At 70.6% G+C, this 25,769-nt stretch carries 29 protein-coding genes; 17 read left to right on the forward strand and 12 right to left on the reverse strand.

The features are described from left to right. Nucleotides 1-49: 49 nt before the first annotated feature. Nucleotides 50-673: a DUF5941 domain-containing protein gene (locus ACIBF7_RS27850; protein ID WP_219543593.1), complete on the reverse strand. Its 624-nt coding sequence runs from the start codon at nucleotides 671-673 to the stop codon at nucleotides 50-52. After that, on the reverse strand, nucleotides 670-2,106 hold the full coding sequence (locus tag ACIBF7_RS27855) for a CDP-alcohol phosphatidyltransferase family protein (RefSeq protein WP_271276916.1): 1,437 nt from the start codon (nucleotides 2,104-2,106) through the stop codon (nucleotides 670-672). The genes ACIBF7_RS27850 and ACIBF7_RS27855 overlap by 4 nt, the downstream gene beginning before the upstream one ends. 95 nt (nucleotides 2,107-2,201) lie before the next feature. Here ACIBF7_RS27855 and ACIBF7_RS27860 point away from each other — a divergent pair, with 95 nt between their 5' ends. Next, nucleotides 2,202-3,449, forward strand: a complete 1,248-nt coding sequence (locus ACIBF7_RS27860) for an SDR family oxidoreductase (protein ID WP_397198499.1) — start codon at nucleotides 2,202-2,204, stop codon at nucleotides 3,447-3,449. A gap of 37 nt (nucleotides 3,450-3,486) precedes the next feature. Here the strand turns inward: ACIBF7_RS27860 and ACIBF7_RS27865 are convergent, their stop codons facing one another. Then, entirely contained in the window at nucleotides 3,487-4,503 is a 1,017-nt protein-coding gene (locus tag ACIBF7_RS27865) for a glycosyltransferase family 2 protein (protein WP_397198500.1), read from the reverse strand. An 81-nt stretch (nucleotides 4,504-4,584) separates the two neighbouring features. On the opposite strand from ACIBF7_RS27865, the gene ACIBF7_RS27870 reads away from it, so the two are divergent. The 5 genes from ACIBF7_RS27870 (at nucleotide 4,585) to ACIBF7_RS27890 (ending at nucleotide 8,968) form a co-directional block, all read left to right on the forward strand. After that, nucleotides 4,585-6,027, forward strand: a complete 1,443-nt coding sequence (locus tag ACIBF7_RS27870; RefSeq protein WP_271276919.1) for an LCP family protein — start codon at nucleotides 4,585-4,587, stop codon at nucleotides 6,025-6,027. Nucleotides 6,028-6,060: 33 nt separating this feature from the next. Continuing rightward, nucleotides 6,061-6,408 carry an STAS domain-containing protein gene (locus ACIBF7_RS27875; RefSeq protein WP_271276920.1) on the forward strand — a complete coding sequence of 116 codons (348 nt, stop codon included), beginning with the start codon at nucleotides 6,061-6,063 and terminating at the stop codon, nucleotides 6,406-6,408. A 47-nt stretch (nucleotides 6,409-6,455) separates the two neighbouring features. After that, nucleotides 6,456-7,316: a GNAT family N-acetyltransferase gene (locus tag ACIBF7_RS27880; protein WP_364225622.1), complete on the forward strand. Its 861-nt coding sequence runs from the start codon at nucleotides 6,456-6,458 to the stop codon at nucleotides 7,314-7,316. After that, complete coding sequence (locus ACIBF7_RS27885; protein WP_364225619.1) at nucleotides 7,313-8,146, forward strand: LLM class flavin-dependent oxidoreductase; 834 nt, start codon at nucleotides 7,313-7,315, stop codon at nucleotides 8,144-8,146. The genes ACIBF7_RS27880 and ACIBF7_RS27885 overlap by 4 nt, the downstream gene beginning before the upstream one ends. Nucleotides 8,147-8,233: 87 nt before the next feature. Beyond that, nucleotides 8,234-8,968 carry a hypothetical protein gene (locus tag ACIBF7_RS27890; RefSeq protein WP_271276923.1) on the forward strand — a complete coding sequence of 245 codons (735 nt, stop codon included), beginning with the start codon at nucleotides 8,234-8,236 and terminating at the stop codon, nucleotides 8,966-8,968. 28 nt (nucleotides 8,969-8,996) lie between these two features. Here ACIBF7_RS27890 and ACIBF7_RS27895 read toward each other — a convergent pair whose 3' ends face one another. Then, a complete protein-coding gene (locus tag ACIBF7_RS27895) occupies nucleotides 8,997-9,182 on the reverse strand; it encodes a hypothetical protein (RefSeq protein WP_148037050.1) in 186 nt (61 codons plus the stop codon). A 118-nt stretch (nucleotides 9,183-9,300) separates the two neighbouring features. Here ACIBF7_RS27895 and ACIBF7_RS27900 point away from each other — a divergent pair, with 118 nt between their 5' ends. Together ACIBF7_RS27900 and ACIBF7_RS27905 are read left to right on the forward strand one after the other, a co-directional pair. Beyond that, complete coding sequence (locus ACIBF7_RS27900; protein WP_271276925.1) at nucleotides 9,301-9,933, forward strand: TetR/AcrR family transcriptional regulator; 633 nt, start codon at nucleotides 9,301-9,303, stop codon at nucleotides 9,931-9,933. Continuing rightward, nucleotides 9,934-10,371, forward strand: a complete 438-nt coding sequence (locus ACIBF7_RS27905; RefSeq protein ID WP_148037048.1) for a thioesterase family protein — start codon at nucleotides 9,934-9,936, stop codon at nucleotides 10,369-10,371. It abuts the gene before it with no gap. Nucleotides 10,372-10,382: 11 nt separating this feature from the next. Here the strand turns inward: ACIBF7_RS27905 and ACIBF7_RS27910 are convergent, their stop codons facing one another. Continuing rightward, nucleotides 10,383-11,186: an alpha/beta fold hydrolase gene (locus ACIBF7_RS27910; RefSeq protein ID WP_397198501.1), complete on the reverse strand. Its 804-nt coding sequence runs from the start codon at nucleotides 11,184-11,186 to the stop codon at nucleotides 10,383-10,385. A gap of 95 nt (nucleotides 11,187-11,281) precedes the next feature. On the opposite strand from ACIBF7_RS27910, the gene ACIBF7_RS27915 reads away from it, so the two are divergent. After that, on the forward strand, nucleotides 11,282-11,926 hold the full coding sequence (locus ACIBF7_RS27915) for a TetR/AcrR family transcriptional regulator (RefSeq protein ID WP_364225611.1): 645 nt from the start codon (nucleotides 11,282-11,284) through the stop codon (nucleotides 11,924-11,926). 4 nt (nucleotides 11,927-11,930) lie between these two features. On the opposite strand, the gene ACIBF7_RS27920 is transcribed toward ACIBF7_RS27915, so the two are convergent. Both ACIBF7_RS27920 and ACIBF7_RS27925 read right to left on the reverse strand, forming a co-directional pair. Beyond that, nucleotides 11,931-12,821, reverse strand: a complete 891-nt coding sequence (locus ACIBF7_RS27920; RefSeq protein WP_397198502.1) for an aminoglycoside phosphotransferase family protein — start codon at nucleotides 12,819-12,821, stop codon at nucleotides 11,931-11,933. Nucleotides 12,822-12,880: 59 nt separating this feature from the next. After that, nucleotides 12,881-13,375: a winged helix-turn-helix transcriptional regulator gene (locus tag ACIBF7_RS27925; RefSeq protein WP_397198503.1), complete on the reverse strand. Its 495-nt coding sequence runs from the start codon at nucleotides 13,373-13,375 to the stop codon at nucleotides 12,881-12,883. Between the two features lie 100 nt (nucleotides 13,376-13,475). Here ACIBF7_RS27925 and ACIBF7_RS27930 point away from each other — a divergent pair, with 100 nt between their 5' ends. The 4 genes from ACIBF7_RS27930 to ACIBF7_RS27945 are packed head-to-tail and all read left to right on the forward strand — an operon-like array spanning nucleotide 13,476 to nucleotide 16,262. Then, nucleotides 13,476-14,888 carry an MFS transporter gene (locus ACIBF7_RS27930; protein ID WP_397198504.1) on the forward strand — a complete coding sequence of 471 codons (1,413 nt, stop codon included), beginning with the start codon at nucleotides 13,476-13,478 and terminating at the stop codon, nucleotides 14,886-14,888. A gap of 3 nt (nucleotides 14,889-14,891) precedes the next feature. Beyond that, nucleotides 14,892-15,404 carry a pyridoxamine 5'-phosphate oxidase family protein gene (locus ACIBF7_RS27935; RefSeq protein ID WP_397198505.1) on the forward strand — a complete coding sequence of 171 codons (513 nt, stop codon included), beginning with the start codon at nucleotides 14,892-14,894 and terminating at the stop codon, nucleotides 15,402-15,404. A gap of 32 nt (nucleotides 15,405-15,436) precedes the next feature. Next, on the forward strand, nucleotides 15,437-15,808 hold the full coding sequence (locus ACIBF7_RS27940) for a hypothetical protein (RefSeq protein ID WP_378525251.1): 372 nt from the start codon (nucleotides 15,437-15,439) through the stop codon (nucleotides 15,806-15,808). A 16-nt stretch (nucleotides 15,809-15,824) separates the two neighbouring features. Then, nucleotides 15,825-16,262 carry a hypothetical protein gene (locus ACIBF7_RS27945; RefSeq protein WP_378525253.1) on the forward strand — a complete coding sequence of 146 codons (438 nt, stop codon included), beginning with the start codon at nucleotides 15,825-15,827 and terminating at the stop codon, nucleotides 16,260-16,262. 15 nt (nucleotides 16,263-16,277) lie between these two features. On the opposite strand, the gene ACIBF7_RS27950 is transcribed toward ACIBF7_RS27945, so the two are convergent. The 3 genes from ACIBF7_RS27950 to ACIBF7_RS27960 all read right to left on the reverse strand — a co-directional run bounded on the left by ACIBF7_RS27950 (nucleotide 16,278) and on the right by ACIBF7_RS27960 (nucleotide 18,932). Further along, complete coding sequence (locus ACIBF7_RS27950) at nucleotides 16,278-16,808, reverse strand: VOC family protein (protein WP_397198506.1); 531 nt, start codon at nucleotides 16,806-16,808, stop codon at nucleotides 16,278-16,280. 69 nt (nucleotides 16,809-16,877) lie between these two features. Continuing rightward, complete coding sequence (locus ACIBF7_RS27955) at nucleotides 16,878-17,855, reverse strand: helix-turn-helix transcriptional regulator (RefSeq protein WP_397198507.1); 978 nt, start codon at nucleotides 17,853-17,855, stop codon at nucleotides 16,878-16,880. Nucleotides 17,856-17,918: 63 nt separating this feature from the next. Then, entirely contained in the window at nucleotides 17,919-18,932 is a 1,014-nt protein-coding gene (locus ACIBF7_RS27960) for a DUF4331 family protein (protein ID WP_397198508.1), read from the reverse strand. A 519-nt stretch (nucleotides 18,933-19,451) separates the two neighbouring features. Here ACIBF7_RS27960 and ACIBF7_RS27965 point away from each other — a divergent pair. From ACIBF7_RS27965 to ACIBF7_RS27975, 3 genes are read left to right on the forward strand one after another with little or no spacing between them, the layout of a single operon-like run. Next, complete coding sequence (locus ACIBF7_RS27965) at nucleotides 19,452-19,835, forward strand: group 1 truncated hemoglobin (protein ID WP_148037036.1); 384 nt, start codon at nucleotides 19,452-19,454, stop codon at nucleotides 19,833-19,835. Beyond that, the gene (locus ACIBF7_RS27970) at nucleotides 19,836-20,957 is read left to right on the forward strand and encodes a globin domain-containing protein (protein ID WP_148037035.1); all 1,122 of its coding nucleotides are present in this window, start codon (nucleotides 19,836-19,838) and stop codon (nucleotides 20,955-20,957) included. It abuts the gene before it with no gap. After that, nucleotides 20,954-21,601, forward strand: a complete 648-nt coding sequence (locus tag ACIBF7_RS27975) for a DivIVA domain-containing protein (protein ID WP_364225580.1) — start codon at nucleotides 20,954-20,956, stop codon at nucleotides 21,599-21,601. The genes ACIBF7_RS27970 and ACIBF7_RS27975 overlap by 4 nt, the downstream gene beginning before the upstream one ends. Nucleotides 21,602-21,849: 248 nt before the next feature. On the opposite strand, the gene ACIBF7_RS27980 is transcribed toward ACIBF7_RS27975, so the two are convergent. Together ACIBF7_RS27980 and ACIBF7_RS27985 are read right to left on the reverse strand one after the other, a co-directional pair. Beyond that, the gene (locus ACIBF7_RS27980) at nucleotides 21,850-22,395 is read right to left on the reverse strand and encodes a hypothetical protein (protein WP_364225577.1); all 546 of its coding nucleotides are present in this window, start codon (nucleotides 22,393-22,395) and stop codon (nucleotides 21,850-21,852) included. A 1,077-nt stretch (nucleotides 22,396-23,472) separates the two neighbouring features. Continuing rightward, nucleotides 23,473-24,141, reverse strand: coding sequence for a hypothetical protein (locus tag ACIBF7_RS27985; protein ID WP_364225574.1), 669 nt, complete (start codon nucleotides 24,139-24,141; stop codon nucleotides 23,473-23,475). Nucleotides 24,142-24,252: 111 nt separating this feature from the next. On the opposite strand from ACIBF7_RS27985, the gene ACIBF7_RS27990 reads away from it, so the two are divergent. Next, nucleotides 24,253-25,515 (forward strand): IS256 family transposase, encoded by a 1,263-nt coding sequence (locus ACIBF7_RS27990; RefSeq protein ID WP_364225571.1) that lies wholly within the window; start codon nucleotides 24,253-24,255, stop codon nucleotides 25,513-25,515. The last annotated feature ends 254 nt before the right edge of the window (nucleotides 25,516-25,769 follow it).

A 25,769-nucleotide genomic window follows, 5' to 3' on the forward strand; every position in this document is an offset into this window, starting at 1 on the left:
GTAGGCCCAAAGGTTAGTTGGCTTTCGGCCTCGTGAGGGTAATCCGCCGTTAGTCTTGCGTTCCCGTGTCCGCCGTGCGCACCCCGGTCCTGGGCGCGGCGAGCCAGCATGTGAGGCTCTCCCACCCGAAAGCGCCCCACAGATACACCGCCAGCAGCACGAACCCACCGGTCACCCAGCCCACGAGGGCGAACAGGCCGAGCACCAGCATCCGCCCCTCCCAGCCGAGGCCGAGCGCGGCCAGCCAGGGCGGCGGGTAGACCTGCTGGCGCAGCCGGTAGACCAGGTCGTAATGGTGGAAGGCGGCCGCCCCGAGCAGCAGGAAGATCAGCACCGGGGGCACACCGTGGGCGAAGCCGCAGGCGGCGATGAAGGCGTACTCGATCCCGCGCAGGATCGGCGGCGCCATCCAGTCGAGCCGGCCGTCGTGCGGATGGGAGCTGCCCGGCCCGGCCAGCAGCAGCGTGACGAGCGGCGCGAACACCGCCAGCCCGCCGGCCCCCGCGACCCCCATCAGCAGCAGGATCCCGATGACGAAGGCGGCGGCGACGAGCGGCGGCAGCGGCGGGAGCTGCCCGGCCACGAGCATGCCCATGCCGCGTGAGAGCGGCCCGTCGTCGCGGTAGGCCACGACCTTGCCCCGGGGCACCGGCACCATGTGGACAGAGCTCATTCAGCAGACCTCATCATCCGGCCGACGAGCTGGTAGGCGGCGGCCACCGCGCCCCAGCCGAGCAGCGCCACGAACGTGACCCGGGCGTCGGACACCGCGGCCGTGACCGCGATCAGCGCCGTACGCTCCCCGATGGGCAGCACGACCATCCTGCGCAGCCAGTGGACCGCGGAGCCGTGACGCACCCGCTGGGCGATCCTGAGCAGCCCCTGCCGAGGGCGGCGGCGCCCGGCGTCGGACGGCTCCAGCAGCGAGCGCGATGGCCTGGCAGGCAGCGCGCCGGTCTGGCCGGCGTCCCACACGGACCCGGCGTACGCGAACTGGAGCGAGTGGCGGACGGCCTGCAGCATCATGGCGGCGACGGCGAGGAACCAGATGCCGTCGGGGTTGCCGCCGCCGTGCGTGGCCGCGTAGCCGTAGGCCAGCCCCACGTAGACCGCGTACTCCTTGAACCGGTCGGCCATCCCGTCGGCCCACGCGCCGAGCGGCGTGTACCCGCGCGTGTAGCGGGCGAGCTGGCCGTCGAGGCAGTCGAGCGCGAACGACAGGTAGAAGAGCAGGGCCCCGGCCACCAGCGCGACCCTGCCGCCCTGGGAGAACCAGACCGCCGCCAGCACGGCCACGGCGACCGAGACGCCGGTGACGGCGTTCGGGGTGAGCTTGAGCGCGTGCGCGGGCCTGATCAGATGGCGGGTCAAGGGCGAGACGAGGTATGAGGTGAAGAAGCCGTCGTCGGACTTCACCGCGCCGTCGAGGCGGACCTGGTCCTCGTCCACCTCCGCGAGCCGCTCGATCGCGGCGTCGGCGGAGGCCTGGCCGGTGGGCCGCACGCAGTGGAGCGGCCCGAGCGCCGCCGTGCGCACCGGCACCCCGGATCTGACCAGCCCGACCAGCAGCAGGTCGACGGTCTCGACAGGGGTGACGGGGCCGAGCCTGCCCGACTCCGCCAGCTCCGCCAGCTCCTCCGCGACCTCGGCGAGCACGCCCAGGTCGGCCTCGCCGGCCTGCAGCCCGCCGGCGAACGCGGTGTTGGCCTCCGGCACGGTGTGGAACGAGCTGCCCGCCGCGGTGATCCGCCCGCCCTCGACGCGGAGCGGCGGCCGGGTCGGCCCCGCCGCGGCCTCGCCGTCGACCAGCGCCCGCGTGTCGCGCGCCGGGTGCTCCAGCAGTACGGCCAGCGCCTCCGTGTGGGCCACCAGGTCGCCGGGCAGCAGGGCGACCGGCCCCGACGCCACGCGCGCCAGCTTGGCCACCACGCGCAGGTCGGCGGCGAGCCCGCCGGCCGACGTCAGCACCTGGACCTCGCGGGTGGGCAGGGTCGCGAGCTGGTCCGCGAGCCGGTCGGTGAGCGTGCCCTCGCGGCAGCCGAGCCGGGCCGCCGGTGTCGTGGCGAGCAGCACGATCGTGCCGCTCTCGGTGAGCGAGTCGGTCAAGGCGCGGGTCCTCCCGTTTGATGAGGGAGCGCGTGGCACACAGCGTAGCGATCGGGCCACGCGATAGCACGGACCAGTACCGTTACCCTCGAACTATGATTTCTCGGCTGCCCTCCATCGGCGTGGTGCTCGCGGGCGGCACAGGCCGGCGTGTCGGCCACAGTGAGCCGAAGCAGCTCATCAAGCTGGCCGGGCGGACGATCCTGGAGCACACGATCGAGCTGTTCGACGCCTCTCCCGACGTCGACGAGGTGGTCGTGCTGATGACGCCGGGGTTCGTGGAGCCGGTGCGCGAGCTGGTGCGGCGGTGCGGTTTCGGCAAGGTGACCGCGATCGTCGAGGGCGGGGCGAGCCGGACCGAGAGCACCTGGCGGGCCCTTCAGGCGGTGGGCGAGCGGGAGTGCAACGTGCTCCTGCACGACGCCGTGCGGCCCTTGCTGGAGCCCCGGATCATCACCGACTGTGTCCGCGCCCTGGAGACGTACGAAGCCGTCGAGGTGGCGATCCCCAGCTCCGACACGGTGCTGGTGGCCGAGGACGACATCGTGCGCGAGGTGCTGGACCGGTCGCGGCTGCGGCGGGCGCAGACGCCGCAGGCGTTCCGGCTGTCGGTGATCCGCGAGGCGTACCGGCGGGCGATGGCCGATCCCGGCTTCGCCACCCGGCAGGCGACCGACGACTGCGGCGTGGTGCTGCGTTACCTGCCGGAGGTGCCGATCTACCTGGTGCCGGGCAGCGAGCGCAACATGAAGGTCACCCACCCGATCGACCTGTCCATCGCCGACCAGCTACTGCGCCTGGCCGCCGCCGGCACGCCCGCGCCCGCCCCGCCCGACTACCGGCGGGTCCTCTCCGGCCGCACGGTCGCGGTGTTCGGCGACGGCGCCGTCCTCGCCGCCCTGGCGTCCGGATACGGCGCGGTGGTGCGGTGCTTCCCCGCGGACCTGGCCCGTACGGAGGAGCAGGCGGCCAAGGCCCTGGCCGAGGCGGGCCCGGTGCACCACGTCATCCACCTCGCGGGGCCGCGCCCCGGTTCGCTCGCGGCGGCCGACGCGGAAGCCCTGGCCCTGGCCTGCCTCGGGGCGTCGAACGTCGCCAGGGCCGCGTACCCGCTCCTGCGCGAGACCGGCGGCACCCTCGTCCTCCAGGCAGACGGCGGCGACGGCAGCGTCGCCGCCCCGGCCCGTGCGGCGACCGCCGAGCTGGCCCGAGCCCTCGCCTCCGAATGGGCAGCCGACGACATCCGCGTCAACGCGGTCCTCACGACCGACCCCCACCGGACGGCGCGGACCTGCCTGGACGCGCTCGCCTCCGGCCTGACCGGACAAATCATGGAAGGCTGATCCCACGCTCACGCACCGTACGGAACGGTGCGTGGCGTCAGCGGGATGGGCGGGCCAGTTTGCGGGGGCTGGTGAGGAAGCCCCAGCCCCATGACATGTGCATGGTCGCGTACACCACCGGCAGCCGCAGCCTGGCCAACCAGGGCAGCCCGCTTCCGGTCAGCACCGAACCCGCCACGATGGCCGCGGCGTATCCGCCCGGGACGACCAACCCCAGGGGGAAGAACGGCGCGACCACCAGCCCGAGCAGGATGGCCAGCACGGCGGCAGGCGGCGCGAGGTAGCGCAGGTTGATCGTGCCCTCGTGGGTGCGCGCCACCACCCGGCGCCATCTGCCGTAGTGGAAGTACTGCTTGGCGAGCGCCTTGACGTTGGGCCGAGGCCGGTAGGAGACCCGCATCCGCGGCTGGAACCACACCAGGCCGCCGGTCTGGCGGATGCGGTGGTTCATCTCCCAGTCCTGGGCGCGCTGGAAGTGCTCGTCGTAGCCGCCCACCCGGGCCAGCGCGGAGCGCCTGAACACGCCGAGGTAGACCGTGTCGGCGGGCCCGGCCGTGCCGCCGACGTGGAAGGCCGCCGCGCCCACGCCGATCTTGGAGGTCATCGCGCACGCGACGGCCTGCTCGAACGGGCTGACGCCCTCGGCCGCCATCACGCCGCCGACGTTGTCGGCTCCTGTCTCGTACAGGGTCTCGACCGCCACCCGCAGGTAGTCGGGCGGGAGCATGGCGTGGCCGTCGACCCTGGCGATGATGCCGTTGCGGGAGGCGGCGATGGCGGCGTTGAGCGCGTTGGGTGTGCGGCCCGTGGGGTTGGGCACGACGGTCACCCGGCGGTCGGCGGCGGCGATGGCGTCGGCGACCTCTTGCGTGCGGTCGTGTGACGGACCGACGGCGAGGACGACCTCGATCTCACCCGGGTAGTGCTGGGCGAGCACCTGGTCGACGGCTTCGCGGAGATGGCGTTCCTCGTTGAGGACCGGCATGACGACGGAGATGGGGGGCCAGCCACGCGTCTCCGCTGGCGCGTGCGGCGAGTCGGGGAACTGCTTCATGGCGGGGCTCACGCTACTGTACGACCACGGGAGGACGGCAATCGAGAGCGCAATCCTCCGGCGGCACGGAGGGGGACGGTCATGCGCGACCCAGGCGAGGAGGACGCCGGGGTGATCGTGGGCGGCGACGCCTACGGCGGCGTCAAGCTCGCCGGCGGGCGGCGCAGGCCGCGCAGGAGCGCCAGGGTGCGGCGGCGCAACGCGGTCCTCGCGGGCCTGCTGTCCACGGGCGTCCTGATCGGCACCGGCGTGGTGTGGGCGACGCCGCGCCAGATCGGCACGGTCGACGCGGGGGTCGAGGAGACCGCGCCGCGCGGGGCGGAGAACATCCTGCTGGTGGGCGTCGACAAGCGCGACGACCTCACCCGCAAGAAGCAGAACGAGCTCAAGCTCGGCCGCGAGTCGGGCCAGCGCACCGACACCATGATGGTGATCCACCTGTCGGAGGACCACAGCCGGATCACCGTGGTGAGCCTGCCGCGCGACACCTGGACGACGATCCCCGGCAAGGGCGATCACAAGATCAACTCGGCCTACCAGTTCGGCGGCCCGAAGCTCACCGTGCAGGCCGTGCAGCAGGCCACCGGCCTGAAGATCAACCGGTACATCGAGGTCAACGTGCTGGGCTTCATCGACGTGGTCGACTCGCTCGGCGGCGTCACCGTCTGCACGCCCGTGCCGATCAACGACCCGAAGACCGGTCTCAACCTCGCCGCCGGCACCCACGAGCTGCAGGGCGCGCAGGCGCTGGGTTACGCCCGCACCCGCGCCACCGCCCGCTCCGACCTCGACCGGATCGACCGGCAGCAGCAGGTGATCTCGGCCCTGCTCAACCGGGCGCTGAGCGCCGACACGCTGGCCAACCCGGCCAAGCTGGCCTCGTTCGTCAACACCACGCTCGGCACGATCAAGGTCGACCCCGACGACGGGCTGCTCGGGCTGGCCACCCAGCTGCGGGACGTCAAGCTCGACAACGTGCAGTTCGCCGACGTGCCGCTGGAGGACGTCGACTTCCGCACCTCCACGGGCGAGTCGGCGGTGCTGTGGGACAAGCAGAAGGCGCGTGAGCTGTTCCGGGCCATCGAGGCCGACCAGGACCTGATCAAGCCCACCCCCAAGGCGAGTCCCTCGGCCAAGGCCTCGGCCGGGCCGACGTCCGTCCCGCCGCAGCAGATCTCGGTCAAGGTGCTCAACGGCACGCTGATCACCGGGCTCGGCGCCCGGACGCGCACCGCGCTGGTCGCGTACGGCTTCCAGGTGCCCGAGGACGCCGGCAACACCGCGCGCAAGGACCACAAGAAGACCGTGGTGCGCTACGGCCCCGGCCAGGAGGCCGCCGCCCGCACGGTCGCCGCCGCCATCCCCGGGTCCGACCTGCGGAAGGCGGACGTCAAGGAGATCGAGGTCGTCATCGGCGCCGACCAGCCGAAGGTGGCCAAGCCCAAGGCCTCCACGACGCCGTCGGCGCGGCCGAGCGCTTCCCCATCTGCGGAAACGGCAACGCAGAACATCTGCAAGAAATAGGTTAACAATCAGCCAAGGGGGCACCCTTTCCCCATGATTGTCAGGTCTTGGCAGGAGGAACTCTGCACGGTCCTGCGCGTCTCCGGGGAGCTCGACGTGGCGGGCGCTCCCCGGCTGCGCGCCGAGCTGGAGCCGGTCCTGTCCTCCCCCGGCCCGCTCATGCTCGTGATGGATCTGAGCGAGGTGCCGTTCTGCGACTCGGTGGGGCTGGGCGTGCTGGTCTCGACGCACAACCACGCGCGGCGCACCGGCGGCAGGCTGATCCTGGTCCTCCAGGAGGGCATGATCAGCCACCTGCTGACGATCACCAACCTCGACCGCCACTTCGAGACGAGCCCCTCGCTCACGGACGCCCAGGCGGCGCTCGCCGCCGCGGCGTAGCCCTGCCCAGGGATGCGAGACGATGTCATCGTCCCTGCGGTTCTCCTGTGGAGGCATTGGCGTTGTTCGAGGAGTTCCCCGAGCCCGCGCGGTCCCAGCTCGTGGCCGCCCACGACGAGGGCAGGACCCGGCCGGAGTGGTGTTTCACTGACGGGCCCGTCCGGCTGGCGTTCTGGGCGCCCTTCGCCGGCGCGGAGCCGATGATCGTCTGGCAGTTCACGGCCGGCCCCGACCCGGCCGCCGCCTCGCGCCTGCTGCGCCGCGCCCTCGCCGCCGCCGGCGTCCCGAAGGTCATCCATGACATCTCGCTGCCGTCCGGCCTGTCGCCGCTCATCGACCGTGCGGTCGAGCACGAGTCGCTGACCGGCGCCGGGTTCGCGCTGGAGGTCGAGCGGCTGCTGCTCGAATGGCGGCCAGGCGGCGACCTGCCCGCCGACCCCGGCCGGCTGACCTACCGCCCGGCCAGGGAGCTCGACCCGGCCGAGGTGCTCGACCTGCTGGTGCGCATCTCGTACGGGTCGCTCGACCACGACACCCGGGTGGAGCTGGCGACGGTGGGGGCCGAGCACGAGGCGCGCTGGATGTACGACGACCTGATGAACCGCAAGGGCAAGCCCGGCTGGTTCGTGATCGGCTGTCTGGACGGCGAGCCGGTCGGCCTGGTCGCGCCCGACGACCACTCGATCGCCTACATCGGGGTGGTGCCGGATCATCGCGGCCACGGCTACGTCGACGACCTGCTGGCCCACGGCACCCGCACGCTCGCCGAGGCCGGGGTCCAGCGCGTCGTGGCCGCCACCGACGTGGCCAACGCCCCGACCGCGGCGGCGTTCCTGCGGGCCGGATACTCCGAGGCCGGCCGCCTGCACCGCTACTACTGGCGACTCCGTGATGGGATGTCCTCGTGAGACTTGGTGTGATCTTCGACCGGGATCTGCCGCCGGAGCGGCTCGTGCCGGTGGCGCGGGCGCTCGACGCCCTGGACCGGGTGGACGACCTGTGGGTGGTCGAGGACCTGGGCTGGACCGGCGGCGTCTCCTCCGCCGCCACCGCCCTGGCCGTCACCTCCCGGCTGCGCGTGGGCATCGGCATCGCCCCGGCGCCGCTGCGCAACCCGATGCTGCTGGCCATGGAGCTGGCCAACCTGGCCCGGCTGCACCCCGGCAGACTGGCCGCCGGGATCGGCCACGGGGTGCCGGCGTGGATGGCCCAGGCGGGGGCCGCGCCGCCGTCGCCGCTGGCCCTCCTGGAGGAGACGATCACCTCCGTACGGGCGCTGCTGAGGGGCGAGACGGTCACCATGGCGGGCCGGTCGGTCCAGTTGGACGGGCTGTCGCTGGTGCACCCGCCGCGTGAGGTCCCGCCGGTGCTGGCGGGCGTCAAGGGTCCCCGCTCGCTGGCCCTGTCCGGACGGGTGGCGCAGGGCACGATCCTGCCCGAGGGCCTCGGTCCCGACCAGGTCAGGCAGGCGCTCGGCCAGATCTCCCCCACCGGTGATCACGAGCTCGCCGCCTTCACCTACCTGCACGTCGGGCCGGGCTTCCCCGCCCACGTGGCCGAGGGCCAGGCCGAGTTCCTGGGCGTGCCGCCGGAGGAGGTGGCGAGCGCCGTCGGCACCGCCGAGGAGGCCGCGGCGCACGTCAGGGCCCTGTGGTCGGCGGGCGCCGGCACCGTGCTGGTCCGCCCGGTCGCCGCCGACCCGGTCCCCCACGTGGAGGCCCTCCTCACCGCGCTCTGACCCGTACCGGGATCTGGCCGAAAGGCGGACGGCGATCGGCCGGACGGCCGATCCGCGCCCACCGGCGCCCCGGCCACGATCGGAAGCATGAAGCGGACCTTGACAGTGGCAGCGGTGATCGCCGGGATGGCCGGGCTCGCCGGTTGCGGCGCGACCTTCGACGACACCGAGACGCACTCCGCGCGGGCGTTCGCCCACTCAGGGGCGACGCTGGTCGTCAAGTCCTCCGTGGGCGGCCTGCGCTTCCTGCCGGGCACGGCCGGCGAGGTCCGGGTCGACCGGTGGCTGGAGGGGAAGGCGGCCAGGGACGGCAACGCCTCCTGGTCGTTCCGAGGGGGCGTGCTCCGGCTGAGCGCCGACTGCACCATGGTGTTCGGCACCTGCGGCGCCCGCTACCACGTACGGGTGCCGCCGGGGACGAGGCTCGTGGTCGACGGCTCCGACGACGGCGTCATCCTGAAGAACCTCGACCAGGACGCGGACGTCTCGACCCGCGGTCCCATCACGGCCGAAGGGACGTCGGGCAGGCTGCGCCTCCTGGGCGGCGAGGAGCCGATCAAGGGCTCGGGCCTCAAGTCGGCCGACGTGCGGGCCCGGACGGTGAGCGGCTCGATCGCGCTGGCCTTCGCCGTCGCGCCCGTCAAGCTGGACGCCCGGTCGCGGGAGGGCGGGGTGACGGTGGCGGTGCCGCGCGAGAAGTACGCGATCACCGCCGAGTCCGCCGAGGGGTCCGAACGCTCCGAGCTGAAGAGCGCCAGGAGCGATCGGACGATCGTCGCCAGAAGCGAATCCGGAAATATCCGGATCAAGGGGGTTGGTTGATCCGGCGGCCGTGCTCCCGGCTCCCGGGTCAGTCGCCGTCCTGGTCGTTGTCGTCCTGGCCGTCGTCCTGGTCGTCGTTCTGCTGGTTGGTGTTGACGACATCCGGGTCGTCGTCGCCGTCGTCGCCACCGCCTCCGCAGGCGCCGGTCAACCCGAGCACGGCCACCATCGCGGCGGCCGCGAGCATCGACCTGTGACTCCTCCGACGCAGCATGCGCATCTCCCTTGATCAGTGTCTTTACCGTCGTTTCCTCCTTATCCACCATCAGCCCGGTTTAACAGGAGGAAGACCTGATTAGGTAAACGACCGGTCGTTCATATAGTCTGCCGGTATGACACACGACGGCCGCCGGCTGCGCGGCCAGCGGAGCCGGGAGGCGATCCTCGATCAGGCCGTGAGCCTGGCCTCCGTGGAGGGCCTCGACGGGCTCTCGCTCGGCCGGCTGGCCACCACGCTCGGCATCAGCAAGTCGGGCTTCTTCGCCCACTGGCGCGACAAGGAGCAGCTCCAGCTCGACGCCGTCGACTGGGCGGCCCGCCAGTGGACCGAGCAGATCATCTCTCCCGCGCTGCGCGCGCCGGCGGGCGTCCGGAGGCTGTTCGCGCTGCACGAGCTGCGGCTGCGCTTCTACGCCGACCGGGTGCTGCCCGGCGGGTGCTTCTTCCTGGCGGCGCAGACCGAGTTCGACGACCGGCCGGGAGAGGTGCGCGAACGCGTCTCCCAGGCGCTGCGCGACTGGCTGGCGTTCATCCGGAGGCTCGTCGCCGAAGCGATCTCGCTGGGCGAGCTCCGGCCCGACGTCGATCCCGGGCAGCTCGCGTACGAGATCGAGGCCCTCGGCGAGCTGGCCGTCACCCACACCCGCCTGCTCGACGACCACCGGGCCGTCGAGCACGCCCGCCGCGCCGTCCTGCAGAGGCTGCGCGCCCTCTGCCCCGACCCCGCACTGCTACCGGAGGATTGAATGACCGACGAAGGACACTACGAGTCCGTCCACGTCCACTTCGACGACCTCGACGTCATGGGCCTGTTGCACAACTCGCGCTACGCCCTGCTGGTGGAGCGGGCGATCGGCGCCTACTGGACCAGGCTCGGCTGGTCGCCCGATCCTGCCACGTCGGCGTTCAAGGACGTGTCCTTCGCCGTGCGCGAGTTCAAGATCTCCTATGAGGCGCCGGTCATGGGGGCGGGCGAGCTGGCGGTGCGTCTCTGGATCGAGCGCATGGGGCGCAGCAGCGTGGTGTACGGCTTCCTCGTGCTGTCCCCCGATCATGAGATCACCCACGCCGAGGGCTACCGCGCCAACGTCAACCTCGACCCGGTCACGTTCCGCCCCACGCCCATCAGCGACGAGAGCCGCGCCGCCGCCGGGCCCCTGTTCCTGCCCGTGGCGGCGGGCTGACGTCCGCCGCGTCAGCCGGTCTCGGCGAACCGCCTGAGCACCGGGGCGAGCACGTCGGCGGCCACGCCGTGCTGCTCCCCCTTGACGACCTGCAGCGTGGCGGTCGGCAGCAGCTCGGCGACGGCGCGGGCGCCGACCATCAGCGACGGATCGGTGCCGTCGCCGTGCATGGCCAGGACGGGGACGTCGACCGCGGCCCAGCGGTCCTCGTCCAGCGGATTGCCCGCCATCGCAGACGCCACGAACCGGCCGTCGTAGGCGATCGTGTGCGCGACCTCCTCGACGGCCGCCCAGAACGGGCTCTGCCGGAAACCGTCGACGACCTCGGCGGGCATGCCGACCGCCGCGGTGAAGAACAGCGCCGCCGCGTCGCCGGGCCGGCCCTGGGCGATCGCCTCGTCGAGCCGCTCGACATAGTCCGGCGGCAGGGGCGGGCGGGTGTCGTCGATGATGAACGGCGGCTCCCACACCACCAGCCGGCTGATCGGCAGCCCGGCCACCGCGGCGTCGAGGGCCAGGGCCGCGCCTGAGGAGAACCCGCAGACGATGGCGGGCCCTCCGGCGTCGGCGATGATCGCCGCGAGGTCCTCGATCTCGCGCTCCGTCGCGTACGGGGCGGTGTCGGTGCTCTGGCCGCGCCCGCGCCGGTCGTAGGTGTAGGTGCGGAACCCGTCGCGCAGCAGCTCCCCGACCTCGGCGCCCAGCGGGTTGACGGCGCGGTGGGAGGTGGCGCCGTCGACCATGACCAGCGGCTGACCCTCGCCCACGGCGTCGAAAGCGATGATGGTGCCGTCCTTCGAGCGGACCGTGCCCATGGTTACTCTCCTTCATCTCCGGAACTGGACGGTACAGTACTGGCTTCCGTACGGAACTGTCCAGTACTATCCCTGCCTAGCCTTAAGGAGGTGTTGTGGACCCACAGCAGAGCGGCGCCGGGCCCGAGACCGGTCGCACGGCCAGGAAGCGGCGCGCGATCCTGGACGCGGCCACCGAGGTGTTCCTGCAGAACGGCTACCTCGGAGCGAGCATGGACGAGGTGGCCGCCAAGGCCGCGGTGTCCAAGCAGACCGTCTACAAGCAGTTCGCGGACAAGAAGCACCTCTTCACCGAGATCATCCTCGGCACCACAGCCCAGCTCATGGACGGCTTCAGGCAGGTCGCGACCGACCTCGACCGGGCCACCGACGCGCGCCAGGCCCTGCACGACCTGGCCCGCGCCCTCCTCGCCAACCTCACCCAGCCGGACGTCCTGCGGCTGCGCCGCCTGGTCATCGCCGAGGCCGACCGGTTCCCCGACATCTCCGGGGCGTGGTTCGAGCACGGTTTCCACCAGTCGCTGGTGATGCTGGGCGAGACGCTGCGCCGCCTGGAGGACCGCGGGCTGCTGCGGAACCTGCCTGACCAGACGCTGGCCGCCTACCAGTTCGCCGGACTGGTCATGTACAAGCCGATGAACCAGGTGATGTTCGCCGGCACCCCCGCCGGTCCCGCGGCCGAGGAGCTGGAGAGCATCGCCGGCCAGGCGGTGGAGGTGTTCCTCGCGGCCTACGGCTGACGGCTCAGCCGCCCAGGATGCGGTCGAGGGTGCGGCGGCCCATCCGGCTCATGGCCCGGTTGCTCTCCGCGTAGTACCAGACCGCGCCCATCGCCTGCTGGAACGCCCACGCCCGGCCCCGCTCCCATTCGAGGTCGTCGCAGCCGAGCTCGTCGCGGAGCACCCGCCGAGGGCCCGGATCGAGCAGGTGCCACGCGCTCACGAGATCCAGCGCGGGGTCGGCCGGCCCGAACCCGCCGACGTCCAGGATCCCCGCCAGCCGCCCGTCCGCCACGAGCACGTTGCCGGGGATCAGATCGCCGTGGGTCATCACGTCGTCCGCCTCGCGCGGCAGGCTCCTCATGGAGTCCCACAGCCGCCGCAGCCTGGGGACGTCGAGCAACCCTTCACTGTTCCTGAAGCAGGTCTCCATCCACGCGTCGTGGGACTTCAGGTCGCCTCCCCGGCCTCCGCCCGCGAACGTGCGGCCCCGCGTGCCGACGGCACGCAGTCCCTCGATCAGCTCCGCCAGGTCGCGCGCGAACGCCGCCGACTCCCCCGGGTCCTCGTCCGTGGCCACGACACCGGGCAGCCACGTCTGCACCGCCCACGGCAGCGGATAGCCCGCCCCCGGCTCACCCAGTGCGACGGGCTCGGGCGTACGGAACCGCGTCCGGCCCGCCAGCTCCCGGCCCGCCTCCGCTTCCGCCCGCAGCCATCGCCGCGTCCGGTCGACGTCCCCGGGCTCCAGCGGGAACCGGGCGGCCAGCCGGTCGCCGACGCGGAAGACGGCGTTGACCGTCCCCTCGGAGGCGACGCTCCTGACGTCCAGGCCGCGCCACTGGGGGAACTGCGCGTCGATCAACGCGCGCACCGTCTCGGTCGTCACCGTCAGCTGGCCGGCGTGCATCCTCATCCGAGGAAGCCTCCCCACGCCGATGCCGGCCCGCAACCTCTTTTCCGGGGTCCGCGCCGTCAGCGGGTGCTCGCCAGGGCGGTGCGGGCGATCTCGGCCCGGTCGGCGGCCTCCGCCTCGGCCGCCCGCTTCTCGGCGAGCACGCGGGCGTCATAGGCGGTGCGGGCGGCGGCGATCTCGTTCTGGTGCGTCTCCGTCCAGGTGACCAGCTCGCGGATGGTGGAGTGCAGGGTCGTGCCGAGCGAGGTGAGCTCGTAGTCGACGCGCGGCGGGACGGTCGGGTGGACGGTCCTGCTGACCAGCCCGTCGCGTTCCAGGTGCCGCAGCGTACGGGTGAGCATGCGCTGGCTGACCCCGTCGATCATGCGGCGCAGCTCGGTGAAGCGCAGGCTGCGCCGGTCGAGCAGGGCGATGACCAACAGCGACCATTTGTCCGCGACGCGGTCGAGGATCTGCCGGACCTCGCAGTCCTCCCGGGTGTCCCACTGGAGAACGTCGTAGTCGTCGCCGGTATCCCCGCAGTGACCGAGGAACTCAGAAGTGCCGTCTTCCATGACATTTCATGATGCTCGACGATTCTGCTGGTTACAAGAAGGAACCGGCAGGCGGTCGAGGAACTGTGGGCCGGTTCCGCTTTCGTGAAAGGACCGCACCGTGCCCACCTCGATGTCCCCACGCTCGTGGGGCGTGCTCTTCGTGCTCGCCGGCGCCATCTTCCTGGAAGGGATCGACGTGGCCATGCTGAACGTGGCCCTGCCGGCGATCCGGGCGGATCTCGGCCTGTCCACCGGCATGCTCAGCGGCGTGGTCAGCGCCTACGTGCTCGGCTACGGCGGCTTCATGCTGCTGGGCGGCCGGGCCGCCGACCTGCTGGGACGCCGCAGGATGTTCCTGTTCTGGCTGATCGTCTTCCTGCTCTTCTCAGGTCTGGGGGGCTTCGCGACCGAAGGGTGGACGCTGTTGACGGCCCGCTTCGTGACCGGGGTCGCGGCCGCGTTCATGACGCCCGCAGGGCTCTCCCTGATCACCGGCAACTTCCCCGAAGGGCCGCAGCGCACCAAGGCGCTCGGGGTGTACGCCGGCACGGCCTCGGGCGGCTACGTGCTCGGCCTGGTCGCCGGCGGTCTGCTGGCCTCCATCGGCTGGCGATGGGTGTTCTTCGCACCGGTGATCCTGGCGGCGGTGATCCTCGTCGCGGCGCTGGTCCTGCTCAAGGAGAGCGAGGCGCCCGAGCGGCCTCCGGGCGGCTTCGACCTGGCCGGCGCGTTCAGCATCACCGGCGCGATGCTGCTCCTGGTGTACGGCGTGGTCCGGCTTGAGCACCCCGGCGACGGCCTCGCGGGCACGATCGGCGTGTTCGCCGCGGGCCTCGCCCTGCTGGCCGTCTTCGTCCTGATCGAACGACGCGCGGCCCATCCCCTGGTGCGGCTAGGCATCCTGCGCTCACACCCGCTGGTGCGGGCCAACCTGGGCGCGCTGCTGTTCCTCGCCTCGTTCGCCGGCTTCCAGTTCGTGGTCACCATCTACCTGCAGGAGGTGCGCGGCTGGAGCAGCCTGCAGACCGGTCTGGCCATGCTGGTGATCGGCATCGACACGATCCTCGCGCCGACGGTCACCCCGAAGCTGGTGAACCGGTTCGGCAACGCCCGCGTGCTCTTCGGCGGACTGGTGGTCGCCGCCCTGGCCTACGCGCTCTTCCTGCCGCTCGGGATGGACTGGACGTACGCGGCCATGCTGCCGACCATGCTCCTGCTCGGCGTGGCGTTCTCCCTGGCGTACGGCCCGCTGACCATGGCCGCCACCGAAGGGATCGACGAGCACGAGCACGGCCTGGCCAGCGGCCTGCTCTACACCTCCATCCAGTTCGGCACCGCACTCGGGCTGTCGGCGGTGACCGCGGTGAGCGTCGCGGCGCTCGGCGACGCCGGCACGCCCGAGGCGACGCTGGACTCCCTGCGGCTCGCCCTCGTCGTCCCGGTCGCGGCCGCCGCCGCCGGCGCCCTGATCACCGCCTTCGGCCTCCGCCGCCGCACCGCCGGCCGCGTGTCCGTCCCGGCCTCGGTGTGACCGATGACGACCAGAGTGACCTCGTTCGGTGAGATCGAGCAGCAGTTCGCCGCCTACGTCGGCGACATCGTGTACGCCACCATGACCACCGTGGACGCCCGGGGCCGCCCCCGGGCGCGCGTCCTGATACCGGTCTGGGAGGTGGTCGACGGCCGCCCGATCGGCTGGCTGGCCACCTACAAGACCCCGGTGAAGACGGCGCACCTGGCCGGCAATCCGCACGCCACGTTCTCGTACTGGAGCCCCAGACAGAACGCGGTGAGCCTGGACACCGTGGCCGAATGGGCCGACGACCCGGAGCTCACGCGGCGGGTGTGGGACCTCTACCGGCAAGGGAGCCCGCCCGGGGCGGGGTACGAACTGGGCGACTTCTGGAGCGGCCCCGCCGATCCCCGGCTGCACGTCCTCCGGCTGGTCCCCTGGCGCGTCCAGGTCATCCGCGGCACCGACCTGCGGAGCAGGATCTGGCGAAACCCGTCGACCGGGAGCCTGGGCGGGGGCTACGGTTGCGCCTGATCCTCGGCCCTCTCACGAGGCAGGTTGGTCTTATGGCGATCCCGAAGAAGTACGCGAGGCCTGTCACCGTCGACGGCACCGCGTTCCGGTGGCGTGTTCGCCGTAAGCCCACATACTGCCAAGGGAACGGCTGGGGCCCGATGACGTTCGCGGTGGAACCGGCCGACACGCCGGGTCGCGTGCTCCTGGTGTCACTTCCCTGTTCGAGGCCGGACGCGTGGCTGGGAGAGCGAGCCACCGCCGTCCGGCCGGCGCTCGTGAAGGCCGCCGTCCGCATGGCGCTCGACCGCGGCTGGAACCCACGGCAAGCGGGCAACGCCTTCGACCTCGCACTCACCGATGACGACCTGACCGCCATGCTGCATGGGCCGCCCACGTACACCGTCCCCTTCATGCGGAGATGAGGAGGCTGCTGAGGTGATGCCTGAGAAGGGGTCGCGGCTCATCACCGTCGGTGACGCCGTCTACCGCTGGCGGGTCCGCCGCAAGCCGGGCCGCCGTCAGGGTGACGGCTGGACGCCGCTCCGCTTCACCGTGGAGCGGGCCGAGGAGCCGGGGAGCGTGCTCGTGGTGACGCTCCCCTGCGCCCGGCCGGACAACTGGCGGGGGGAACGTACAGTCGCCGTCCGTCCGATCCTCGTCGGCGGGTGTGTCCGGCGGGCCGTCGAGCGAGGATGGCGGCCGGGACGCGCAGGCCCGGCGTTCGTCCTCGACGTCGCCGAGGACGAACTGGCCGGGCTTCTCGGTGAGCCGCCCCGATACCTGGTCCCTTTCCTCTGGGGCATGATCCCGGAGGGCGGCGGCATCGAAGATCTTCCGCGATGCACTCAGATCTGGAGCCGGGACCGGTCTTCTTGATCCGCAGTGGGCCCCTTACGGGGTTCTCGGGTCGCGGAGCGAGCGCATCGCCTTCACCAGGCTCCCGTGGATGTACTCCAGCCCGGGCGTGGAGAAGCTCGTCCAGTCGTCGGCGTCCGACGACTCGGCCTCGGCGGCCCAGTCATGGCCGGCCGCGGGATCGTGCTGGTACACCCACCAGAGATTCCCCGACCGGTCCTGGAACCGCGCGAGCGTGTCACCGAAGAAATCGGTCGGACGCGTGACGATCCGCGCCCCGCGGGCCTCCGCGCGGGCCAAGGTCTCCTCCACGTCGTCCACGTACACACGCGTGAGCGCCGGGGTGAACGGCCAGTCGGGCTTGCGGTCGGCGAGCGACAGCAGCGAGTCGCCCAGACGGAGCTCGGCGTGCAGGATGAGCCCGTCCTCGTCGATCGTGCAGGCCTCCGGCACGTCGGTCGCGCCGAACACGTCGATGAGGAAGTCGATCAGCTCTGCGGTCCCGTCGGCGATGACGAACGGGTTCACCGTGTTGGAGCCGGCGGGCGCGTGAGGTCGTGCGGTCATGAGGTTCCTTTCCTGATGAGCGGTGCACGCACTCTCGCAGCAGACGAGGTCACATCCCGTCCGCGTTCGTCAGGGCGCGTCCGGCGGCGTCTCCAGGGCGCGCAGCATCCGCCCGAGCGCCTCGCGAAGCTCCGAGCGCGCGGGATCGGGGAGGTCGACGGTGTACGCGACGCCGGCCGGAATCCACGACAGGGCGTACATCGTGTCCCTGAAGTCGGCGCCGCCCACCGGCCAGACCGTGGTGCCGGCGTCCCCCGGCTCGGCGCCCTGCGCCCACTCGCCGAAGAGATCACGCAGCCGCTCGATCGGCATCCGCATCGTCGCGGTCGCGTCGGTCGCCTGCTTGCCCCATGACGACGCGACGGCCACGAACTCCGCGACCTGCCGGTGCGAGAGCGGCCGCGGCTCGAAGAACGCCCCGGTGCGCCGCACGCCGGCGATCCGGTCGATGCGGAACGTACGCCAGCCGTCACGATCGAGGTCCCAGCAGAGCAGGTACCAGTGCCGCTCGGACGGCACGAGGTGGTGCGGCTCCACCTGGCGCGACGACGGCCCCGATCTGGACACGTGGGCGAAGCGGACACGCTCGTGGTCCCGGCAGGCCAGCGCCAGTTCGGTGAGCACGGCCGGGGACACCCCGGACCCGGGTCCTGTCCCGGCTGGTCGCACCGCGGCGGCGAGCGCGTTGACCCGTTCGCGCAGTGCGGCGGGCAGGACCCGTTCGAGCTTGGCGAGGGCTCGGATCGTCGTGTCCGCGCCGTCGGTGAGCTGCCGCGTCGCCGCCAGGCGCAGGCCCGCCGCCATGGCGACGGCCTCCTCGTCGGTGAGCAGCAGCGGCGGCATCACACCGCCGGGCTCCAGGCGGTAGCCGCCGGCCAGCCCCGGAACCGACTCGATCCGGTAGCCGAGGTCACGCAGGCGTTCGACGTCCCGGCGCACCGTACGCCGCGAGACCCCGAGCCGGTCCGCCAGCTCGGGGCCCGTCCAGTGCCGATGCGTCTGCAGCAGGTTGAGGAGCGCGAGCGCGCGTGCGGTGGTGTCCGGCATACCGCCAGCTTGCCGCCGAACGCGGACGGTTCGTGTCCGCGTCCGGGGGGCGCGCGGGATCGGTCAGGAGGCCGGGTGCGGGTCGCCGAGGTACGGGAACCGGTCCAGGGTGTCGGTGTGCGGCGTCAGCCCGGTGGGCGGCGCTTCGTTCTTGGTGAGGAACGCGACGCGGATGTCGATGACGTCTTCGGTGAACGTCCGCCCATTGGGGTACGCGGCCGGCTTGGCCGGGTCGAAGTGCAGCATGTCCGGCAGGAGGCCGTGCTCGTCGATCGCGGCGATCGCCTCCTCACGGGAGTAGCCGCCGGTGTGGCCCAGCAGGTGGACGAACTGGTCCGTCCACTTCTCCCGGTCGTCGACCGGCTCGCCGGCGTTGTACTCCTCCTTCGTGTCGTCGGTGTTGAAGAAGCTGCTCATCGACGGGTGTCCCGCCCGGTCCGCGTGGACGAGTTCGCCGTCGCGCAGGACGCTGCACCGGCCCCAGACGCGCAACGCGGGCTCGGGCGCCAGCTCCTCGGTCGGCAGTTCGATGGCCATGGAGAAGACGTTGGCCGTGGTGTTGGAGTCGACGCCGGTCCACGGGGACTTCCCGCCCAGATGCGGTGCGGTGAAGTTCCGCTTGCCGCTGGTGTCGAACAGGTTCTTGATGCCGTCGAAGTCGAAGAAGAAGGCGTCACTGCGGCTGCCGGCGGCCACCAGGTAGTCGCCGCTGCTGACCACGTTGGCCCGGGGGCCGAAGGAGACGGCGGCGCCCGACACGATCTTGGTGCCCACCGCCCCGAAGTCGCGGGACTCCGCACCGGTCGCCATGAAGACGCTGTAGGTCTGGGAGCCGTCGGACGCCGGCTCGCTGAAGACCCAGCTGAAGGCGACGTCGGTCAGGAGGTCCCCGTCGTTGTCGATGTTCAGGCGGTACACGGCGTCGGGGTGCAGGGCGTCCGCGTTGGGATTGGCGTTGAGGATGAGAACGGTCCTGCCCGGATCGCCGGGCGCCTGGAAGGCGTACAGGTCGCACAGATCGAGGCGCTGGTCGCCCAGTGGTGGCCCGAGGCTGAGGCCGGTGAAGTGGTTCGACATGTCAGGCCCTTCGATCGCTCGCTCGCCGGGAAGCCACCAGGACACTCGAACCTTTGTTCGGTGCCCGCCGCCACATCCAGCGGTCGTCGTACATGAATCTGTTTCTGCAGATTAAGCGTCGGCGAGTGCGCTGTGAGGGTTCCGTCGCGGTGTGTCGCGAGGGAGAGTTCACCGAGGTCGGGACGCTCATCGGCGCCTCCACCGTCGGACATCGGAGGTTGCCTGTCCGTGAGGGACGGCAGTCAAAAATGCCTCTAACTGGGTTCATGTGGCGTATGGGACATGCTTAGATAGGCCAGGCGTCTGAGGCGATGCCCCCGCCGTGCCCCGTGTCACGGCATCCGTCTCGACGCCGATGCTCTGGCTCCGAAGAAGGGTGACGGCAGGAAGCCCACGACCATCACTCACCTTCTCGCGGGCACCCGGGCTTCCGGTGTCCCCGAGCGCCAGGGCGCGTCTATTCACCATGCCCCGAGTCGTGACCGCGTCCTGCGACGCATTGGCCCCCTTGGAGGATCTGTGACAACCTCGACGTCCTACTATGACCAGATCGGCGGCGCGCCGGCTGTTCGCGACGTCGTCGACCTGTTCTACGTGCGGGTCCTCGACGACGCCGACCTCAAGCCCTACTTCGCCGGCATCGACATGCCGAGGCTGAAGCGGCACATGGTGGTGCTGCTGTGTTCCGTCCTCGGCGGCCCCGAGCCGTACGAGGGCCGCGACCTGGCGGAGGCGCACCGCGGCATGGGCATCACCGCCGACCACTACGCGAAGGTCGGCGAGATCCTGCTTTCGGTGCTGCAGGGGGCCGGCGTGGGGGACGAGATCCTGCAGCACGTCGTGCTGACCCTGAACAAGGTGGAGTCGTCCATCGTGGCCGAACCTGTAGAGACGGCCGACTGAGTGGACGCGCAAGCTCTGAAAGACAGCTGGCGCCTCGTCGCCCGGTCTGGCGACCAGGTGCCGCTGTACTTCTACTCGGCCCTGTTCCTGATGAACCCGGAGACGAGGGACCTGTTCCCGGTGTCGATGGCGAGCCAGCGCGACCGGCTCGTCAGCGCGCTCGGGCACATCGTCAGCAACGTCGACCGGGTGGAGGAGCTGGTCCCGTTCCTGCAGCAGCTCGGCCGGGACCACCGCAAGTTCGCCGTGGTGACGGAGCACTACCCCGCCGTCGGCAGGGCGCTGCTCGCCACCCTGGAGCACTTCATAGGCGACCGGTGGACGCCCGCCCTCGCCGAGGACTGGACGAAGGCGTACAGCCTGGTGGCCCAGGTGATGACGGACGCCGCCGCGGACGCGTCCAGGACCACCCCGCCCTGGTGGGAGGGCGAGATCATCAGTCACGAGACCCCCGCCCTCGGCATCGCGGTGATCAGGGCGCGGCTGAACTACCAGTACGGCTACCGTCCCGGCCAGTCGGCGTCGATCGCGCATCCCATGCGGCCGCGCGTCTGGCGTTTCTACTCCTTCGCCAACGCGCCGCGCCAGGACAACACCATCGACCTGCACGTCCGCATGGTCGACGGCGGCGTGCTGAGCGCCGCCCTGGTCATGGGCGCGCGGCGCGGCGACGTCCTGCGCGTGGGAGCGCCCGTGGGCGACCGGCTGAGCCTCACCCCGGAGATCACCGGCGACCTGCTCCTCATCGCGGGCGGCACCGGCCTCGCGCCGCTGAAGGCGCTGGTGGAACAGGTGATGTACGAAGGCCCGTCACGGAAAGTCGACGTCGTCGTCGGCGCCCGGACGTCCCGGGAGCTGTACGACCTCGAAGCGCTGTCCAAGATGGCCGCGGAGCACCCCTGGCTGACCGTCGTCCCGGCCGTCTCCAACGACCCCTTCTACCGGGGCGTCCGCGGCAACGCCGTGGACGTCGCGCTCCAGGCATGGCGTGGCCAGCAGGTCTTCGTCTGCGGCTCCACGGAGATGGCTCAGAGCACCGTCGGACGACTGCTGGACGCGGGCGTGCCCTCCGAGCGGATCCACTTCGACGAGTTCACGAGCGACAAAGGCGGGGAGTCATGACGGCAGAGATGCCTTGGGGAGATCACCCGGAGCGCGAACGCCAGCCTCTCACCCCGGATCGGGTACGCAAGCAGGAGTTCTCGCGCACACCGCTCGGACGCCGCGGCTACAGCGAGGACGAGGTGCGCTCGTTCCTGTACCGGGTCGCGGAGGACATGGCGGCCGGGGACAAGGAGAAGGCGGACCTCCGCGCGTACATCGACCGTCTGAAGCAGTGGTACAAGGACCACGGCGTCAGCGTCGAGCACGCCGCTCCCCAGCAGGCCCTGAGCGTCGACGCGATCAACATCCTCTCCCGCGCCCAGCAGACCGCCGACGTCCAGATCGCGGAGGCGGAGGACTACGCCCGGCGGATCCTGGGGGAAGCCCGCCAACAGTACGAGGTGATCCTCACGGAGGCGCAGCGGCAGGCGGAGGAGGCCGCCGACCAGGCGGTCGGCGCCTACCGCTCGCGCGGCGGCGAACACGGCGCCGAGGCCGAGGAACTGGAGCGGCAGATCGCCTACCTGCGCACCTTCGCCGACGTCACCCGGGTGCAGCTGCGGGCCGTGCTGGCAGGGCTGGCGCAGGAGGTCGACAAGCTCGGCACCATCCCTGACCAGGACGGGCAGCTCCTGCACGGCCCTTCACCGGTCCACCGCTGACCGGTCCGGGCATGGCGCCGGGGAAGCGCCGCGACCTCACCGAAGAAGGGAGAGGGCGGACGTGCGGTACGCGTGGGAGACGTCGGAGCTGGACGGGGGGCTCGGTGACTTCGTCCAGCTCGTCGGCCAGGCGGCCCGTCGACCGGAGGTCGATGCCCCATGGTGGCCTCGGTGGCCAGACTCCCTACGAACGCCTCAAGCAGAAGACCACGGCCCAGGCGTAAACGATCAACGTCAGTTGCACACCACTACTGCTTAGTGCTTGCATAGACTTTGATCTTGTCTACCCGAAAGCTCGGGACTGTGGTATTTCCGCCAATTTGAGTGTCATAGCTATAGCTGCCAAGAACAGTCGCGTATGCCTGAAAGACGTCGCCTTCGACCACGTCACTAAGCCGGTCCTTGGAACCAGCGAACAGAGAGTTTTGGTCGTAACTTGTAAAACCGTACTCTGGCTGCAGTTTCTTCTCACCCGAATTTGCGCGGAAAACGTCGTTGCCTGTAGCAGCGTCAAACTGCGTGACTTCCCCGTAGATGATGAATTTCTCACCCGTGTACGCGTCGGGATTCTTTACGAGTTTGGCGAACCCACGCGGTGAGAGAACCTCGTAGTCACCGGGCGCGAACTTCTTCTTGCTCGACGCCGTGGTTGGCGTAGAGGTCGGTTTTTCCGCTTTTTCTCCAGATGTCTCGGCCGGTCCAGCATCCGTCCCTGTAGCGGCGATCGTGTCAGCGCCCTGCGGCGACTCGCCGACAAGGCCGACCAACGCCGCGCATCCACCGAACAGCAGCAACGCGGCGGCTCCGATGATGACAAGGATCAGCCCAGCATTGGACTTCCTCCGCGGAGGCAGGGGTGGGGGCGGGTAACCGTATCCGGGCGGCGGTTGGCCGTGAGGCTGCTGGAAGTACGGCTGCTGCTGCCTCGGTTGAGTGTGCCACTGCCGTGGATCCTGGGGGCCTTGCTGGTACGCCATCGTCGGCACTCCGAAGTGATTGACGCGGGAACGTTCCGAAGACGGGCAGACCAGCTAGAGGGATTACCGGCCCACCCCGAAGAGATCCGATCGTTAACAGGCGCCTACGCCAGCCGCACGCATCAGCGTCCAGCTCAGCGTGTACGAGTCCAACGCGCGGCGCATCAGCCGCGGGCGACCCGTAGATCGGGTTCGGCCTCTCGGTATTAGATCATCCGGCCGACAGCCCAGACCAGCGTGGTCGAAGCCGTTGAGCCTCCCTGTGTCGAAAGGGCCCTGCGTCCGATCCCCTTTCTCGTCCACGCCGCACTGCGCTATCCGGTTGGCGTGTTAACACTGCTACTTCTTTCCGGCCTCGAGGAGGGTCCTGTCTGCCGAGAGCTTACGGACCCCGCTGTCTGACTCGGTGGCGGCCAGGATGGGGACGCCTTCGGCGATGCCGCGTTGCCGGCGCTCGGGTTCGGTTGGCATGCGGGCGATTACCTGGGTCCCGGCTGTGATGGAGACGGTAACGGCCTCTCCTTGCTCGCGGACACGTGAGTTGCGCTATCCCGTGTCGAAGCCGCCTGTTGGCAACGGTGTTAGCAGGTGATCCGGATGATCTAGGAAGCTCACAGGCTCGTCACCAGGTTTTCCCCTAGTCACGGGCCTTCTGTGATGTGCGCGGCCGAGAGGACTCGAACCCCTAACCTTCTGATCCGTAGGGAAAGGCAGACGCCCTGTCAGCAGCGTCCCGCCCTGGTCAAGCGGTGCATGCCGATCGGTAGCACGCGGTCGCGTATGGCGGTGTTGCTGCATGGCGGTGCTGTACAGCACCGCCATGCCCAACATAGTTCGGCGTTGTTGCCACCCAGTTCCGCCGCTAGGCAAGGGCCACGTCGTCCTTCCAGCTTGTCAGCCGGCGACGGACGGATACCGGGCTGCCGCAAGGTCATCGGCGAGATCTTTCACGGCAAGATCAGCGTTCAGCGCGGTGACCACCGCCTGCGTCAGCGGACGAAGAGCATAGACCTGCCGCACCGCATCGAGATCCACGGGTACCTCGTAGTAGTCCTCCGCGAACCGCCGGAACACCTCCGGAGACGAATCGACGAGCCGCGCGAACAGGCACATCGCCCCATCGGGATCGCTCACGCCGTCTGGGTAGCCAATCTCACCCACCCGCCAACGACCATCGCCAACCTCCCGCCATAGGCAGACAGTCACGACCGGCATTCCGTCCTCGTCACAGAACGCCGGCTCCTCCACACAGTGGCGGAAGACCTCGGGCACGAAGTCGAGCACGCCCGGCCACGGCCCATCGTTGCCGTACGGGCTCATCACCGCCTCGTGGCCGAAGCCGCGGACATACGCACCCGCCGCGGAGAAGACGATGGAGTACTCGTCTCCCGAGCCGTTACGCATTGAGGCCATCTCCTCCCCAGGGGCCCAGCCCGCATCGAAGGAGTGGTAGCGACTGGACCATTCCGGGCTCAAGATGGCCTCCAGCACCGCCATGGATCGGCATAGATCGCGAAGCACCGGAATATCAGGCAGCAGGCGGGCCACATCGTGAGCAGTCATGAGCCTCATCCAAGCGGATGCGGTCGCGTCCGAGATGCGGTGTAAAAGTGAACGAGCGTAGGTTGCCGTGCGGAACCGACCAAAGTTCGCACTACGCAAGGACCTACGCTCGTGGCACGCACACTACCGCCCGTTCAGGCCATCCGCGCCGAGATCGACGCCCTGTTCACCGAAGGTCGTGACCTGGTCGAGGTCATCGAGGAGGTCGCCCGGCTCGGCGCCCGGCTGATCATCCAGACCGCCGTCGAAGCCGAGGTGGACGCGTTCCTCGGCCGAGCCCGCTACCAGCGCGCCGCCACCGCCACCGGTGCCGGCGGGAACGACCAGCAGAGCACGGTGCGGCCCGGTTACCGCAACGGGCACTGCCCGACCACCGTCAAGACCACCACCGGGCCGATCACCATCGCCCGGCCGAAGCTGCGCGGCACCACCGACAAGTTCGCCTCCCGCCTGTTCGGCGCCGGCGTCACCCGCACCCACGCGCTGGAGACGCTCGTGATCGCCTCCTTCGTGCGCGGCCTGTCGACGCGTGACGTCGAGGGCGCACTGGCTGATGCGCTCGGCCCCGAGGCCGCGCTGTCCAAGTCCACGGTCTCGACCATCTGCCAGGCGATCGTGGCCGAGTACGACGCCTGGTGCCGCCGCGACCTCAGCACGGTGGAGCTGGACTACCTGTTCCTGGACGCCTCGCACTTCAAGATGCACGACGGCAGCAGGGCCGAGCCGATCCTGGCCGCCTGGGGCATCACCACCGCCGGCAAGCCCGTCTTCGTCGGCCTGGCCGCCGCCGGATCCGAATCCACCGACGCCTGGCACGACTTCCTGACCGACCTGGCCAGCCGCGGCCTGCGAGCGCCGCTGCTCGTCGTCTCCGACGGCGCGCCCGGTCTCATCGCAGCGGCCGAGCAGGTCTTGTCCCGCTCGCTGCGCCAAAGATGTCTGGTGCATCGCGCCCGCAATGTGCTGGCCAAGGTCAGCGCCGGCGACCAGGCCGAGGTGAAGGCCGCCTACTGGCAGATCTTCGACCTCAGCGAGCTGGGCGAGCTGGGCGAGCTGGGCGATGACGTTAAGCCCGGCCAGCAGCTCGTGGACTGGGTGCAGCGGCGCATCGACGCCTTCGCCGAGGCCTGGGGCGGCCGCTACCCGGCGGCGGTCAAGTGCCTGCTCGCCGATCGGCAGAGCCTGACCACATACCTGCCCTCCCCGATCGAGCATCACAAGCGCGTACGGCATTCCAACTTCATCGAGCGCCCTTCGGCGAGACCCGCCGCCGGGTCAAGGTCATCGGCCGCTTCCCCGGCGAGAGCAGCTGCGTGTCCCTGGTCTGGGCAGTGCTGGATCGTGCCTCCCGCGGCTGGCGCGGCTTCACCATGACCAGCCAGGGCCTGCGCATCCTGCAAGACCTCCGCCGGGCCCTGCTCCACCCGCCCACTCAGCTCCACCCGGCCGACGACCCGGCCTTGGCACCCGCCACCGAGGCCGCCTAAGATCCACTCACGGCACCTACCTCGTCGAGCTTTTTACACCGCTCCGAGGACGCGACCCGGGTACCCTCGGCGGCCTACGAAGGATCAAGAAAGCAAAAGACCTGCGGCTGAGAAACCGCGGGTCAACGGGCGGAAACTCTG

Source organism: Nonomuraea sp. NPDC050478 (assembly GCF_044458265.1).
GTDB classification, from domain to species: Bacteria; Actinomycetota; Actinomycetes; order Streptosporangiales; family Streptosporangiaceae; genus Nonomuraea; species Nonomuraea ferruginea.

Excerpts from the sequence above, each read along its gene's own strand:
- ACIBF7_RS27905 (WP_148037048.1), top strand. The coding sequence starts at position 9,934 with ATGACCGACGAAGGACACTACGAGTCCGTCCACGTCCACTTCGACGAC.
- ACIBF7_RS27950 (WP_397198506.1), bottom strand. The coding sequence starts at position 16,808 with ATGACCGCACGACCTCACGCGCCCGCCGGCTCCAACACGGTGAACCCG.
- ACIBF7_RS27955 (WP_397198507.1), bottom strand. The coding sequence starts at position 17,855 with ATGCCGGACACCACCGCACGCGCGCTCGCGCTCCTCAACCTGCTGCAG.
- ACIBF7_RS27850 (WP_219543593.1), bottom strand. The coding sequence starts at position 673 with ATGAGCTCTGTCCACATGGTGCCGGTGCCCCGGGGCAAGGTCGTGGCC.
- ACIBF7_RS27910 (WP_397198501.1), bottom strand. The coding sequence starts at position 11,186 with ATGGGCACGGTCCGCTCGAAGGACGGCACCATCATCGCTTTCGACGCC.
- ACIBF7_RS27900 (WP_271276925.1), top strand. The coding sequence starts at position 9,301 with ATGACACACGACGGCCGCCGGCTGCGCGGCCAGCGGAGCCGGGAGGCG.
- ACIBF7_RS27860 (WP_397198499.1), top strand. The coding sequence starts at position 2,202 with ATGATTTCTCGGCTGCCCTCCATCGGCGTGGTGCTCGCGGGCGGCACA.
- ACIBF7_RS27875 (WP_271276920.1), top strand. The coding sequence starts at position 6,061 with ATGATTGTCAGGTCTTGGCAGGAGGAACTCTGCACGGTCCTGCGCGTC.
- ACIBF7_RS27920 (WP_397198502.1), bottom strand. The coding sequence starts at position 12,821 with ATGAGGATGCACGCCGGCCAGCTGACGGTGACGACCGAGACGGTGCGC.
- ACIBF7_RS27985 (WP_364225574.1), bottom strand. The coding sequence starts at position 24,141 with ATGACTGCTCACGATGTGGCCCGCCTGCTGCCTGATATTCCGGTGCTT.
- ACIBF7_RS27940 (WP_378525251.1), top strand. The coding sequence starts at position 15,437 with ATGGCGATCCCGAAGAAGTACGCGAGGCCTGTCACCGTCGACGGCACC.
- ACIBF7_RS27960 (WP_397198508.1), bottom strand. The coding sequence starts at position 18,932 with ATGTCGAACCACTTCACCGGCCTCAGCCTCGGGCCACCACTGGGCGAC.
- ACIBF7_RS27975 (WP_364225580.1), top strand. The coding sequence starts at position 20,954 with ATGACGGCAGAGATGCCTTGGGGAGATCACCCGGAGCGCGAACGCCAG.
- ACIBF7_RS27890 (WP_271276923.1), top strand. The coding sequence starts at position 8,234 with ATGAAGCGGACCTTGACAGTGGCAGCGGTGATCGCCGGGATGGCCGGG.
- ACIBF7_RS27895 (WP_148037050.1), bottom strand. The coding sequence starts at position 9,182 with ATGCTGCGTCGGAGGAGTCACAGGTCGATGCTCGCGGCCGCCGCGATG.
- ACIBF7_RS27945 (WP_378525253.1), top strand. The coding sequence starts at position 15,825 with ATGCCTGAGAAGGGGTCGCGGCTCATCACCGTCGGTGACGCCGTCTAC.
- ACIBF7_RS27870 (WP_271276919.1), top strand. The coding sequence starts at position 4,585 with ATGCGCGACCCAGGCGAGGAGGACGCCGGGGTGATCGTGGGCGGCGAC.
- ACIBF7_RS27925 (WP_397198503.1), bottom strand. The coding sequence starts at position 13,375 with ATGGAAGACGGCACTTCTGAGTTCCTCGGTCACTGCGGGGATACCGGC.
- ACIBF7_RS27935 (WP_397198505.1), top strand. The coding sequence starts at position 14,892 with ATGACGACCAGAGTGACCTCGTTCGGTGAGATCGAGCAGCAGTTCGCC.
- ACIBF7_RS27865 (WP_397198500.1), bottom strand. The coding sequence starts at position 4,503 with ATGAAGCAGTTCCCCGACTCGCCGCACGCGCCAGCGGAGACGCGTGGC.